The following is a 12,187-nucleotide window of genomic DNA, read 5'->3' as shown; positions in this document are numbered from 1 at the left end:
TCGGGGTGCCTTGTTAAGCCCCACAAGGCCGCTAGATTCTGTTTATGCCGGCTGCCCCGCTGCTGATTGGAAACGACATTTACCGCCACTCCACGCTGGGCGGCAAACACCCGTTGTCCATTCCGCGCGTTTCCACGGTGCTGGATATGGTGCAGGCGCTGGACTGGCTGCTGCCAGGCCGGTACCGCGAAAGCCGGCCTGCAACGCCGCAGGAGCTGTCGCGCTTCCATCGTGAGGATTATATCGCCGCCGTGCAGGCGGCCGAGCGCACGCTGACGATCAGCCCGGAAGAGTCCGAGCGCTACAATCTCGGCCGCGGCGGCAATCCGGTTTACGCCACGATGTTCCGTCGGCCGGCCACCGGCGTCGGCGGTAGCCTGATTGCAGCCCGGCAGCTGCTGACTGAGGGCGGCACCATCTACAGCCCCGGCGGCGGCACGCATCATGGCCGCCCGGCGCAGGCCTCGGGGTTCTGCTATTTCAACGATCCGGTGCTGGCGATCCTGACACTGTTGGATGGCGGCCTTTCCCGTGTGGCCTATGTCGATCTCGACGTGCATCACGGCGACGGTGTTGCCGATGCCTTTGCCGATGATCCGCGCGTGCTGGTGATCTCGGTGCATGAGGCCGGCCGCTGGCCGCATTCGGGCCAGCTGGACGAGGAGGGGGCTGGGAACCTGTTCAACCTGCCTGTGCCGCCACCGATGAACGATGACGAGATGGCGGTGCTGGTTGGCGAAGCGATTGGGCCGCTGGTGGAGGCGTTTCGACCTGAGGCCCTGGTGATCCAGTGCGGTGCCGATGCGCTGGCCGACGATCCGCTGGGGCGGCAGGCCCTGTCGAACGGCGCCCTGTGGCAGGCGGTCGCGGCCCTGAAAGCGCTGGCGCCACGCCTGTTGGTACTGGGCGGCGGCGGTTATAATCCCTGGTCGGTGGCGCGGTGCTGGACCGGCATCTGGGCCGAGCTGAACGGGCTGGAAAAGCCGGAGCGACTGCCGCCGGCAGCGGAAAGCCTGCTGCGGGATCTGAGCTGGAATCGGTCGGCGGGGCGTAATCCGCCAGAACACTGGTTCACCACCCTGGCCGATACCCCGCGCAACGGGATCGTACGGGACGATGTCCGGGGATTGGTCCGGCGTGTGAAGGAAAGGATGCGGGCGTGAAACTAAGTGCAGTGCTGGGCGGTTTGTTTGCCATGCTTTTGCTTGCCAGCCCGCTCCAGGCGCAGCCGCAGCCGACCCTGCCGCTCAGCGACCTTGCCATCCGGACCGAGAAGGGGCCGCAGAAATTCAAGGTCGAGCTGGCCGACAACGACCAGACCCGGGCACGCGGCATGATGTTCCGCACCACCATGGCACCCGACGCCGGCATGCTGTTCGATTTCAAGCAGGAGCAGATGGCGTCGTTCTGGATGCGCAATACGCTGATCCCGCTGGACATGCTGTTCATCAAGGCCGACGGCACCATTCTCAACATCCACCAGCGCGCCATCCCCAAGGACGAGACCGGGATCAACTCGATCGGCCCGGTGCGGGCGGTTCTGGAGCTGAACGGCGGCACGGCATCCCGGCTGGGCATCAAGGCCGGCGACCGGGTCGAACACGCCATTTTCGGCATGCCGCCAAAGCGTTAACCCGCCAATCTCACCCAATCCGGGGCGGCCCGGAGGCTGGCCGGACTGGCCGGCTTTATGCTAAAAGGCGCTCGCTTTTCCGCCGCGACGGCGGGGTGTAGCTCAGTCTGGTAGAGCGCTTGCTTTGGGAGCAAGAAGTCGCTGGTTCGAATCCAGTCACCCCGACCATAATGGCCCCAGGTTCAGCAAGGACGGCCCCATGACGACCAAGGCACGGATTTACCAGCCCACCAAGACCGCGATGCAGTCCGGCAAGGCCAAGACCCGGCAGTGGGTTCTGGAATACGACACGGCTGACAGCCGTTTCGTCGAGCCGCTGATGGGCTGGACGGGGGCTGCCGGCACGCTCGGCCAGCTGACGCTGAAATTCGACAGCCGCGATGAGGCGGTGGCTTATGCCGACAAACGCGGCATTGCCTATGAGATCGAGGAGCCGCAGCAGCGCAAGCTGAACCGCCGTGCTTACGCCGACAACTTCGCGTTTACCAGAATCCGCTAAAGCTGGTTCGGCGAGGTGCCCGATGCGGCCGGCCTCGCCGGCCGTTTTTTTGTTTGAACATTGTTTCCTGCGTGCCCTTAGCTCAGTTGGATAGAGCAGCCGCCTTCTAAGCGGCAGGTCGGTGGTTCGAATCCACCAGGGCACGCCACTCCCCCATACAGCCAATTCCGACGTTGATGCATATCGCTTCCCGACAGGGAAGGCGTTTCATGACACATATCTTGTCATCGCACAGTACAAGTAAAAGCTGTGTTTTTAAGTTGACCGCACCGTCATGGCTCCTCTAACTAGCATGCAAGATATGGAACATGGCGATCAAGCCATGATCGAGGATGGAACGCAGGCAGTGGCCACGGTGAGAAGATTGCCGAAAGCAGCCGGCAAGCGGCAACGACGTACCGTTGCGGTGCAAACGGTTGCTGCCATACCCCGGTTGCGACGGGCAGCATCGCCACCGGCTACATCGGCAAGCCTGGTCTACAAGCATTTGCGGGCGCAGATCATTGCATTGGGAATCCTGCCCGGCGCAGCATTGTCTGAAAATGATCTGGCGCAATCATTCGGAGTCAGCCGTACGCCGGTGCGTGAAGCCTTGCTGCGTTTGGCCGACGAGGGACTGGTCGAGATCGTGCCGAAATCAGGGACGACAGTCAGCCGTATTCCCTACGCGCAGTTGATGGAAGCCATCATTATCCGCCGCGCCCTTGAAGAGGTTGCCGTACGGACGGCTGCCGAGCGGGCCACCAAAAGCCAGTTCGCGACACTATGGGCCATGCTCGAACGTCAGCGTGAAGCGGCCGAGGCAGCAGACAAGGAAGCTTTTCACAATGCCGATGAGGCTTTTCATGCTGCGATTGCCGAGGCCGCGGGATATCCGGGAATCTGGCAGCTTGTCAAACAGGTAAAAGTACAGGTTGACCGATACCGGCGCCTCACCTTGCCGCAGTCAGGACGCATGAGCCGGGTGGTGAAGGAGCATGCGGCAGTGCTTTCCGCCATGGAAAAGCGCAATCCGGATCGTGCGATCGCCGCTATGCGCAATCATCTCGACGGGCTGAAGGAAAGCCTGCCCAACATCCGCAATCTCAATCCGGATTTTTTCGAAAGCGATGGCGATCTTCCTGCCATACGCCCCATCCGCAGGAAAAGTAAGGCGTGACGTAATTCACAACCATAAGCTAGGGAGGCTTACATGAAAAAAACACTGACCCTGATGACCGCTTCGATCGCGGCAATCCTGATGATGACCGCCAATCCGGCAGTGGCCCAGACCAAGCTGAAATGGGCCCATGTCTACGAGACGCCCGAGCCATACCATACGGAAGCAGTATGGGCGGCGGCCGAGATTGCCAAGCGCACCAATAACAAATACCAGATCGATGTGTTTGCGGCATCGCAGCTCGGCAATGAGAACCAGATCAACGAGGCGTTAGGGCTGGGCACTGTCGACATGATTTATACCGGCGTCGCCTTTGCCGGGTCGATTCACAAGTCGGTGGCGATCACCAATGCGCCGTTCATCCTGCGCGATTTCGATCACTGGAAAGCGTACCGCGATTCCTCACTGTTCCGCGACATTGCATCCGGTTACGAGAAAAAGACCGGTCACAAGGTTGTATCCCTGACCTATTACGGTCAGCGGCATGTTACGGCGAACAAGGAAATCAAGAAGCCGGAAGACATGAAGGGCATGAAACTGCGCGTACCGCCGGCCCCGTTGTTCCTCATGTTTACCAAGTCGGTCGGGGCGAATGCCACGCCGATTGCCTTCGCCGAGGTTTATCTGGCGCTGCAGCAGAAGACGGTTGATGGCCAGGAGAATCCGCTGCCAACCATCATGGCCAAGAAATTCTACGAAGTGCAAAGCCATATCATGCTGACCGGCCATATCACGGAATCACTGGTTGTCAATGTCGGTGGCCATGTCTGGAACAAACTGAACGATGGTGAAAAGAAGATATTCCAGGACGTTCTTCTGGAGGCGGCATCGCGGGCAAGCAACCAGATTCGAGAATCCGAGATGAAGCTGGCGGACGAGTTCCGCAAGTTGGGCAAGATCGTGGTTGAGGTTGACCGCGCAGCATTCCGTGCAGCGGCCGTGCCGCTGCATAACGATGCCGCTGCTGGCGCCGGCTGGAGCAAGGCTGAATACGATGCTCTGCAGGCTTTGAAGTAACAGGAAGCGATTACGGGTGTGGCAGCAATGCCGCACCCGTAAGCTATGGAGCCGGACGTGATGGAACAGGATGCTCGGAATCAGCCGGAAACGGTAGCGCCACTGATCGTGGCGGAAGATGCAGATTATGTAATCCAGCCATTTGTCGAGGACGTGCTGGCTTTTGTCATTTTCTGGGTGCTGTCAGGAGTGGTTTTCCTGCAGTTCTTCACCCGGTACGTGCTCAATGATTCCATGGCCTGGACCGAAGAGATTGCCCGGTATCTTTTGATCTGGGTCACCTTTGTCGGCGCAGCCATCACCATGAGGCGCGGCACGAATATCGGTGTGGAGGTGCTCCTGCATTTCCTGCCGCCGGGTCCGGTCAGGGCGTTACGCTTCTTCATCGATATCGTCACGGTCGGCTTTATCGCGCTGCTGTGCTGGTTCGCTGTGCAGATCACCGGGCGGATGCAGATCCAGACGATGATGGTGATCGACGTGCCCATGAGCGTTGTTTATGGCGGCGTCGCGGTTGGCTGCTTCCTGATGCTGTATCGCAGCCTCGGGGTTTTTCTGGCGAATGCGCGCCGTCACTGGAAACCGGACCCCAACAAGGTTGACCTGATTATCGATTGAAAGGCCTGGGGCTATGCTCGCACTTTTCGGTGTTTTCTTTCTGCTGCTTCTGATCGGGGTTCCGATTTTTATCGCCCTGGGTGGGGCATCGCTGACCTTCACGCATTACTTCACCACCATCCCGGATTTCGGCACCCTGCATCGCATGGTTGGGGGTGTCGATTCTTTTCCACTGATCGCGGTGCCGTTCTTCATTCTGGCCGGCAACCTGATGAACACGGCCGGCATTACCAATCGCATCTACGATTTTGCTACGGCAGGCGTCGGCTGGCTGCGCGGCGGCCTTGGCCATGTCAACGTCGTCGGCTCGGTGATTTTCGCCGGTATGTCGGGTACCGCAGTCGCCGATGCCGGTGGTCTCGGCACGATCGAGATCAAGGCGATGCGCGATCATGGCTACAATGATGAATTCGCCGTCGGCATCACTGCGGCATCCTCAACCATCGGCCCGATCATTCCGCCATCGTTGCCGATGGTGATTTTCGGCGTGATGGCCAATGTTTCGATCGGTCAGCTGTTTGCCGCCGGTTTTATTCCAGGCCTTCTAATGGCTGCCGCGATGATGGCTTACGTTGCCTGGTATGCCCACCGGCATGGCATCGGACGCGACCAGATCTTCCGCTGGGTTGTCCTTGGTCGCACGTTTTTGCGCGCGATTCCGGCTCTGCTGACCCCGGCCATCATCATCGGCGGTATGTCAGCCGGTATTTTCACCCCGACGGAAGCGGCGATCGCAGCCTGCGCCTGGGCGCTGTTTCTCGGGGTACTGCTGTATCGCACGCTGAGCTGGAAGCAGTTTTACCGGATTTCGCTGGAAACAATCGAAACCACGGCCAGCGTGCTGATCATCGTCGGCGCTGCCTCACTGTTCGGCTGGGTACTGACCACGACACGGGTCACCGAAACCGTGTCGGAGGCCTTGTTGGCGGTGACCACGGATCCGCTACTCTTGCTGCTGATCATCAACCTGATCCTGCTGGTGGTCGGCTGCTTCATGGAAACGATTGCCGCGATTTCCATCCTGGTGCCGGTGCTGATGCCGGCCATTACCAAGGTGGGCATCGATCCGGTGCAGTTTGGGGTCATCATGGTACTCAATCTCATGATCGGGTTACTGACGCCGCCGGTCGGGATGGTGCTGTTCGTGCTGTCACGGGTGGCCAACATGTCTTTCGACCGGACCGTGGTGGCTGTGTTGCCATTCCTGATCCCGCTGCTCGTGGTGCTGGTCCTGATTTCGGCGTTCCCGATCCTGACGCTTTACCTGCCCACGCTTTGGTATCGCTGAGGCGCGATCCGCCGGTCGTCCAGAACCCGTTCCGGACCTTTTCCAGCCCAGAAACCACCAGGCTTCAATACGAAGCTTGGTGGAAGGGATGCCGGCTAAAGCCTTACAATCCCACCTTTATCACGGCATATGCGTTGCCGGGACGGATCGGCCTCCGCTATTCTTGCCGCTGAAAGAACCGATATAACTGGAGGAATCCCGGTATGCCATCCAACAAGGTTGCCTTGGTCACTGGTGCTGGCACCGGCATTGGCAAGGCTTCGTCGATCGCCCTGGCCAAGGCCGGCTACAATGTCGTGCTGGCCGGCCGTCGTCTTGAGGCTCTAGACGCCACGGCGCGCGAAGCAGAGAAGCATGGCGTGCGGGCCGTGGCTGTAGCGACTGACGTGGGTGACCATGCGCAGGTGAAGGCGCTGTTCGCCAAGACCAAGCAGGCTTTCGGCCGGCTGGATGTGCTGTTCAACAACGCAGGCATGGGTACGCCGGCTATGCCTCTGGAAGACCTGTCCTACGAGCAGTGGAAAGCCGTCGTCGACGTCAATCTGACCGGCCCCTTCCTGTGCACGCAGGAAGCCTTCCGCATCATGAAGGATCAGGATCCGCGCGGCGGCCGTATCATCAACAACGGTTCGATCTCGGCCTATGCGCCGCGGCCGTTTTCCTCGCCCTATACCTCGACCAAGCATGCCATCAGCGGTCTGACCAAGGCCAGCTCCCTGGATGGCCGGGCCTACGACATCGCCGTAGGGCAGATCGATATCGGCAACGCCGCCACCGACATGACCGAGCGCATGAAAAACGGTGTTCTGCAGCCCGATGGTTCGACCCGGGTGGAACCCCGCATGGACGTCGAGCACGTCGCCAATGCCGTGGTCCATATGGCCAGCCTGCCGCTGGATGCCAATGTCCTGTTCATGACGGTGATGGCGACCAAGATGCCCTTTGTCGGTCGCGGCTAGGGGGCTGGCCATCATCCAGGCGAAGCTGGGCCTCCCCAAGCAGTTTCATCCGGTTTTGGGGCCTACGCCTTTAGAACATCTAGGCGGGACCCCGGGACCCGTCTAAGAAGTTGGCTCCGGCAGAGGCTCGCTGGGCCCGTATGCGTATCCCGGAGAGATGGTTTTGAGCGACGCAATTACTCAGATGCGGGAGCAAATCCGCAAATTCCAGGAAGAAAAAGGCCGGCTGGAAGACAATATGGCCAGCCTGGCCAAGCGGCGTCCTGAGCTGGACAAGGCCATTCTCGACATCCAGACCGCATTACGGAACGCCAAGGGGCCGTCACAGCAGTTGCAGACGGACCTGCGGAATGCGAAAGAAGCCGCACAGGGCGCAATTGCCGGGGCCCAGACCATGCGCATGAAAATTGCGGAACTGTCTGGGAAGATTGCGGAACTAGAGAAAAACATTAAGATTGTCGAAGATTTTATGCGGCCGAAGAAATAGGCTCGCTTGTGTGACTTTGTGAGGGGGCTAGGGGCAGAATGAACCCCATGGAGGTTGAACGGATGCTGGCACGCCACCGCGAGTGGCTGCTGAAGCGTCCCCGTGGGGCACGCCTGAATCTTTCCCTGGCTGATTTGCAGGGCTACGATTTCAGCGGCGCCGATTTGCGTGCGGCCAAGATGTCCGGCGCGAATCTTTCGCGATCCGTTCTGGTCGAAACCAATCTGTCAGAAGCTGACCTGTTTGCAGCCAATCTGGAGCGGGCTGACCTGTCAAAGGCCGACCTGACCAAGGCCGATCTGCGCGGGGCCTCCATGCGCGGCGCCACCCTTGCCGGCGCCCGCCTGATGGGGGTGGACTTCCGTGGCGGCGCCCTGATGCAGGCGTCCGATAACGGCGTGGGTTTCGGAGCGGCGGATTCCACCGGCAAGAAGCCTAAGGCGAATACGGGCGGCGCCGATCTGGCCGAAGCCAATCTCCGCGGTTCGAACCTGACCGGCTCGAACATGAATGGTGTCAATCTGGCCGGTGCCAATCTGTCGCGCGCCAACCTGACCAAGGTATCCCTGCGCAAGGCGAACCTGGCCGGGGCCGATCTCAAGGGCGCCTGTCTGCGCGGCGTCGATATGACGATGTGCCTGATCGATGGCGCCGACTTCCAGGGCGCCGACCTGAAGGGCGCGATCCTGGAAGATGTCGACATGGATTCCGCCAACTTCACTGGCGCTGAACTGTTTGTCGATGTCTCCAGCTTCGGCGATACCGTTGCCGGCATCCTTCAGGAGCACGAGAAGTGGATCAAGACGGACGGCCGTGAAGGTTCGCGCGCCGATCTGGCCGGTCTGAACATGGAACGCATCGACCTGACCGGTAAGGACCTGAGCGGCGCGAACCTGAAGGGCGCAAAGCTCGCGGGCGCCAAGCTGCAGAATGCCACGCTGGTGATGACTGATCTTTCCGAAGCCGATTTGACCGGCGCAAATCTGATCGGCGCGCTGGCCAATGGCGTCAATCTGGCGCGTGCCATTCTGCAGAAGGCGATTCTGCAGCGCGCACAGCTGGGTCAGGTGCCGTTGCGCGGTCCCGATGGCAAGCCGATCGGCCGTTTCTGGTCGGCCAGCCTTGCGGCCTGCGATGCCACTGAGGCCGACTTCTCGGACGCCTTGATGAGGGGCGCCAACCTGATCGATGCCAAGCTGAACAAGGCGCGGCTGGTCAATGCCAACCTGACCGATGCGAAAATGGTCAATACGGATCTGAACGGCGCCGACCTGACCGGTGCGCAGATGCCGCCGCAGGATTAACAGCCGGGCGGAACGAAGGCCGTCGCGCAGGGCGCGACGACGTCGTGTCAGGATTCCATATTACGCGCGCGTTCCATGCGCATGCGACCGGCATGATCGACGGCTTCTTTGTATGCTTCCGGCGCAACTGCCAGCAGTTTGTGATTCAGATTGCGCGTCATCTGCCATTCTTTCCGCGGCTCGCTTTTGCTGAGCAGGGCCTTGGAGTTGAGGTTGGACAGAATGCGCTCCCACAAGGTTTCGGAGCAGTAGGGCAGACGGTTCTCACCGAGCAGGCGATTGAGCTTTTCGAGAATCTGGTCCGGTTTGGCCGGCATTTCCACCTTGCCGGCGGAGAGGTCGGCCAGCGCAATCAGGGCCTCCGACAGGCCGGCGCGATGGCCCAGCAGATCCTGAATCAGCGTGGTGGAATCCAGACAGGAGGCTGCGGCTTCATCCAGCAGCGGCGACAGGCCGTTCATCGGTCGCTCGATCATGTCATTGAGATAGATATCGAGGCGGCCGGCATAGCTTGAAAGCGTCTGTGTGACCTTGACGGTCTGGAAAAAGAACGTGAAACGCAGCTGATCGTCTTTCATGCGCTGGCTGAGGCGCTCGTACAGTCGGGCAAAGTCATTGCCTTCAAGTGCGGGCAAGCCTTTTTCGGCCATGGCATCGCGCGTCAGCTGGATCAGCTTGTCGAATTGCACTTCGAGCTTCTTGCTGCGCTCGCTCTGGCCCGGCAACCCGGGCTGCGTCTGCGATCCCGCCAAGGCGTAGAAGCCTGCACGCATGAAATTGCTCATGTCGCTCAGCTTGCGCTGATGCTGCGGCGAGTGCAGCAGTTCGATCGATGTCGCATTCTGCTTGTCGAGGAACTCTCTGAAGACGGTGCTGAAGCCCTTGGCTGCCGGACGGCGCGCAAGGTCATAAGCGGTTTCGCAAACCGGGAACGGTCCCTTGAAGGGCCGCGTCTGCATGACCTTCGGTTTTGCGGTCGCTGTCTTGTTGAAGATTTCCGACTGGGTGCCGAAACCGTCCGACCGCTCGCGCGAGCGCACCACCTTGACGGCCGAGAAGTCGCCCATGTTCAGCAGGGCATTGGCCTGTGATATGGCGGATTTTTCCAGCTGCTCGTTGGCGTGCTGGGTCATCTTTGCTTCGCCTTCGAGACGCTTGTCGAGGCGCCAGCGGCCATCAACCATGACATAGATTTCGTAGGCATAAGACCGACCGCCGCCGAACATCGAACCAAAAACCATGCTTCCCCCGAAAACTCGCTTACATGCTGTGGGTTGTGTGTACGGAAGTTTTGCTCCCGGCGATAGTTTTGGCAAGCCCCGCAGGCGCCAACAGCATTCAATCCTGCTGATCGCGCCGCTGTTTGTCCGCGATGGCGCGCTGCTCAATAGTCTGGAGCTGTTTGGCAAAGCGTTCGAAAGCCTGTGCGACGGAGAGCACGAACTGACGCTGCTGTGGCTCGGGCATTTCAAGAGCGGCTTCGGAGAAGCGGCGGGCCTGCTGCCAGGCGAGGCCCGCCGCATCGCGGAAGGCATCGACGCGAACCTGTTCAAAGGTGGACAGGATGCAATGCCGGGTGATGCTTTCTTCGACGGTTTTGAAGGAGGCTTCCTTCACCATGCCGTCTTTCAGCAGATCGAAGACCAGCAGCGTTTCTTCCGAGATTTTATTAATAATACCGTCGACGCGTTCGCGATCGCGCGGCGTCGGGGTCAAATCCGGATCAGCCGTCTTTTTCGGTGCTCGTTTTACGACACTTCGCCACATGGCGTTGTAAAGACGGTCCTTTCTGGCATCCGTCGGAGTTACTGCCTGCCGCGGGTGATACTGCGGCACAACTCCGGGGTGCGCCAGTAGTTTTGACCGCAAATGGTTGCCCAAGGCTTAACCCAGCGCTTAAGAGACGGTAACGGTTGTCGGAATGTTCCTTCCGGCCTGTCGGAACGAAAAAAGGCCCCGGTTGCCCGGGGCCTTTTCCGACCTGACCGTTGGACGGCTCAGGTGCGTTTTTTCTGCGACGCTGCGATCATGAAGTTGTCGAATGTGTTTTCCGACACCCGGAACCAGCTGACCTGTTCGTCGCGGAACTTCACCCAGTTGTCGAACACCTTCTTGAACTTCGGGTTCTTGCTGCAGGTGTCGTCATACAACTCGGTGGCCGCCTTGAAGCTGGCCTCCATCACCGGCCGCGGGAAGGCCCGCAACTGCGTACCGCCGGCCAGCAGCTTCTTCAGGGCTGCCGGATTGACCGCGTCGTATTTCGCCACCATCCAGACATTGGCCTCGGCGCAGGCCGCTTCCAGGATGGACTGGTATTCCTTCGACAGCTTGTTATAGGCGTCGAGGTTGACCATGACCGACAGCTGCGGTCCACCTTCCCACCAGCCCGGATAGTAGTAGTACTTGGCGACCTTGTTGAAGCCGAGCTTCTCGTCGTCATACGGGCCAATCCATTCGGCCGCGTCAATCGTGCCTTTTTCGAGCGCCGGATAGATGTCGCCGCCAGCGATCTGCTGCGGTACGACACCGAGCTTGGTGAGCACCTGACCGGCGAATCCACCGATACGGAACTTCAGACCGTTCAGATCCTCGACGGTCTTGATCTCCTTGCGGAACCAGCCACCCATCTGCGCACCGGTATTGCCGGCCGGGAAGCTGATGCAATTGTACTCCTTGAAGAAGTCGCGCATCAGCTGCAGGCCACCGCCATGGTGCATCCATGCATTCTGCTGGCGTCCGTTCAGACCGAACGGGATCGCCGTGTCGAAGGCGAAGGTCGGGTCCTTGCCGACATAGTAATAGTTGGCGGTATGACCGATCTCGACGGTGCCGGCCTGAACCGCATCCAGCACCTGGAGGCCGGGGACGATTTCGCCGGAGGCGAAGGTGCGAATCTGGAACTTGCCGCCGGTAGAGGCTTCAACGCGCTTGGCCACGATGTCTGCCGCACCGAAGATGGTGTCGAGGCTCTTCGGGAAGCTGGAGGCAAGGCGCCAGCGGACTTCCGGCTGGCTCTGTCCCAGCGCCGGCATCGGGAAGCTTGCGGCAACACCGATTGTGCCGGCGCCCGCCAGGGCGGCGCCTTTGATGAATTTACGTCTTTCCATTCTTTTATCTCCCTGTTTGACCTTTCGGTCGCGGGCCGGACTCTCGCGGCCCGATACCGATCACCCTCGCAGACTGACGCTGCAATGAATGATTGCTTGGGAGATTACGGGATTCG

Annotated in this window: 13 protein-coding genes and 2 tRNA genes; 12 read left to right on the top strand and 3 right to left on the bottom strand. The window is 60.1% G+C overall.

Features of this window, described 5'->3' with window-relative positions; all coding sequences use genetic code 11:
• The first annotated feature begins 44 nt into the window (after nt 1–44).
• The 12 genes from AC1ROT_RS21300 (at nt 45) to AC1ROT_RS21245 (ending at nt 8,964) form a co-directional block, all read left to right on the top strand.
• Complete coding sequence (locus tag AC1ROT_RS21300; protein WP_493001505.1) at nt 45–1,163, top strand: acetoin utilization protein AcuC; 1,119 nt, start codon at nt 45–47, stop codon at nt 1,161–1,163.
• Entirely contained in the window at nt 1,160–1,633 is a 474-nt protein-coding gene (locus AC1ROT_RS21295) for a DUF192 domain-containing protein (protein ID WP_492973082.1), read from the top strand. Before AC1ROT_RS21300 ends, AC1ROT_RS21295 begins: the two co-directional genes overlap by 4 nt.
• A 91-nt stretch (nt 1,634–1,724) precedes the next feature.
• Nucleotides 1,725–1,801: transfer RNA gene (locus AC1ROT_RS21290), tRNA-Pro, on the top strand.
• Between the two features lie 31 nt (nt 1,802–1,832).
• Nucleotides 1,833–2,132, top strand: a complete 300-nt coding sequence (locus AC1ROT_RS21285) for an ETC complex I subunit (RefSeq protein ID WP_492973081.1) — start codon at nt 1,833–1,835, stop codon at nt 2,130–2,132.
• 71 nt (nt 2,133–2,203) lie between these two features.
• A tRNA-Arg gene (locus AC1ROT_RS21280) sits at nt 2,204–2,280 on the top strand.
• Between the two features lie 153 nt (nt 2,281–2,433).
• Nucleotides 2,434–3,291 (top strand): GntR family transcriptional regulator, encoded by an 858-nt coding sequence (locus tag AC1ROT_RS21275; protein WP_493001503.1) that lies wholly within the window; start codon nt 2,434–2,436, stop codon nt 3,289–3,291.
• A gap of 33 nt (nt 3,292–3,324) precedes the next feature.
• A complete protein-coding gene (locus tag AC1ROT_RS21270; RefSeq protein WP_493001501.1) occupies nt 3,325–4,308 on the top strand; it encodes a sialic acid TRAP transporter substrate-binding protein SiaP in 984 nt (327 codons plus the stop codon).
• Between the two features lie 60 nt (nt 4,309–4,368).
• Nucleotides 4,369–4,926: a TRAP transporter small permease gene (locus AC1ROT_RS21265; protein WP_492973077.1), complete on the top strand. Its 558-nt coding sequence runs from the start codon at nt 4,369–4,371 to the stop codon at nt 4,924–4,926.
• 13 nt (nt 4,927–4,939) lie between these two features.
• A complete protein-coding gene (locus AC1ROT_RS21260; RefSeq protein ID WP_492973075.1) occupies nt 4,940–6,214 on the top strand; it encodes a TRAP transporter large permease in 1,275 nt (424 codons plus the stop codon).
• 203 nt (nt 6,215–6,417) lie between these two features.
• Nucleotides 6,418–7,173 carry an SDR family oxidoreductase gene (locus AC1ROT_RS21255; protein WP_492973074.1) on the top strand — a complete coding sequence of 252 codons (756 nt, stop codon included), beginning with the start codon at nt 6,418–6,420 and terminating at the stop codon, nt 7,171–7,173.
• 163 nt (nt 7,174–7,336) lie between these two features.
• Entirely contained in the window at nt 7,337–7,660 is a 324-nt protein-coding gene (locus AC1ROT_RS21250; protein WP_492973073.1) for a hypothetical protein, read from the top strand.
• A gap of 62 nt (nt 7,661–7,722) precedes the next feature.
• Nucleotides 7,723–8,964 carry a pentapeptide repeat-containing protein gene (locus AC1ROT_RS21245; protein ID WP_492973072.1) on the top strand — a complete coding sequence of 414 codons (1,242 nt, stop codon included), beginning with the start codon at nt 7,723–7,725 and terminating at the stop codon, nt 8,962–8,964.
• Between the two features lie 47 nt (nt 8,965–9,011).
• Here AC1ROT_RS21245 and AC1ROT_RS21240 read toward each other — a convergent pair whose 3' ends face one another.
• The 3 genes from AC1ROT_RS21240 to AC1ROT_RS21230 all read right to left on the bottom strand — a co-directional run bounded on the left by AC1ROT_RS21240 (nt 9,012) and on the right by AC1ROT_RS21230 (nt 12,071).
• Nucleotides 9,012–10,205 carry a hypothetical protein gene (locus AC1ROT_RS21240; protein ID WP_492973071.1) on the bottom strand — a complete coding sequence of 398 codons (1,194 nt, stop codon included), beginning with the start codon at nt 10,203–10,205 and terminating at the stop codon, nt 9,012–9,014.
• Nucleotides 10,206–10,302: 97 nt separating this feature from the next.
• Nucleotides 10,303–10,845, bottom strand: a complete 543-nt coding sequence (locus tag AC1ROT_RS21235) for a hypothetical protein (RefSeq protein ID WP_492973070.1) — start codon at nt 10,843–10,845, stop codon at nt 10,303–10,305.
• A gap of 116 nt (nt 10,846–10,961) precedes the next feature.
• Nucleotides 10,962–12,071, bottom strand: a complete 1,110-nt coding sequence (locus tag AC1ROT_RS21230) for a TRAP transporter substrate-binding protein (protein WP_492973069.1) — start codon at nt 12,069–12,071, stop codon at nt 10,962–10,964.
• Nucleotides 12,072–12,187 lie beyond the last annotated feature (116 nt).

This window comes from Ferrovibrio sp. GW821-FHT12E11 (assembly GCF_058806975.1).
The sequence above is the reverse complement of the archived record's forward strand: the minus strand, read 5'-3'. Positions and strand labels throughout refer to the sequence as shown.

What these genes read in the sequence shown, in the direction of transcription:
- AC1ROT_RS21300 (WP_493001505.1), top strand. Translation starts at nt 45, where the DNA reads ATGCCGGCTGCCCCGCTGCTGATTGGAAACGACATTTACCGCCACTCC.
- AC1ROT_RS21285 (WP_492973081.1), top strand. Translation starts at nt 1,833, where the DNA reads ATGACGACCAAGGCACGGATTTACCAGCCCACCAAGACCGCGATGCAG.
- AC1ROT_RS21275 (WP_493001503.1), top strand. Translation starts at nt 2,434, where the DNA reads ATGGAACATGGCGATCAAGCCATGATCGAGGATGGAACGCAGGCAGTG.
- AC1ROT_RS21270 (WP_493001501.1), top strand. Translation starts at nt 3,325, where the DNA reads ATGAAAAAAACACTGACCCTGATGACCGCTTCGATCGCGGCAATCCTG.
- AC1ROT_RS21265 (WP_492973077.1), top strand. Translation starts at nt 4,369, where the DNA reads ATGGAACAGGATGCTCGGAATCAGCCGGAAACGGTAGCGCCACTGATC.
- AC1ROT_RS21260 (WP_492973075.1), top strand. Translation starts at nt 4,940, where the DNA reads ATGCTCGCACTTTTCGGTGTTTTCTTTCTGCTGCTTCTGATCGGGGTT.
- AC1ROT_RS21255 (WP_492973074.1), top strand. Translation starts at nt 6,418, where the DNA reads ATGCCATCCAACAAGGTTGCCTTGGTCACTGGTGCTGGCACCGGCATT.
- AC1ROT_RS21245 (WP_492973072.1), top strand. Translation starts at nt 7,723, where the DNA reads ATGCTGGCACGCCACCGCGAGTGGCTGCTGAAGCGTCCCCGTGGGGCA.
- AC1ROT_RS21240 (WP_492973071.1), bottom strand. Translation starts at nt 10,205, where the DNA reads ATGGTTTTTGGTTCGATGTTCGGCGGCGGTCGGTCTTATGCCTACGAA.
- AC1ROT_RS21230 (WP_492973069.1), bottom strand. Translation starts at nt 12,071, where the DNA reads ATGGAAAGACGTAAATTCATCAAAGGCGCCGCCCTGGCGGGCGCCGGC.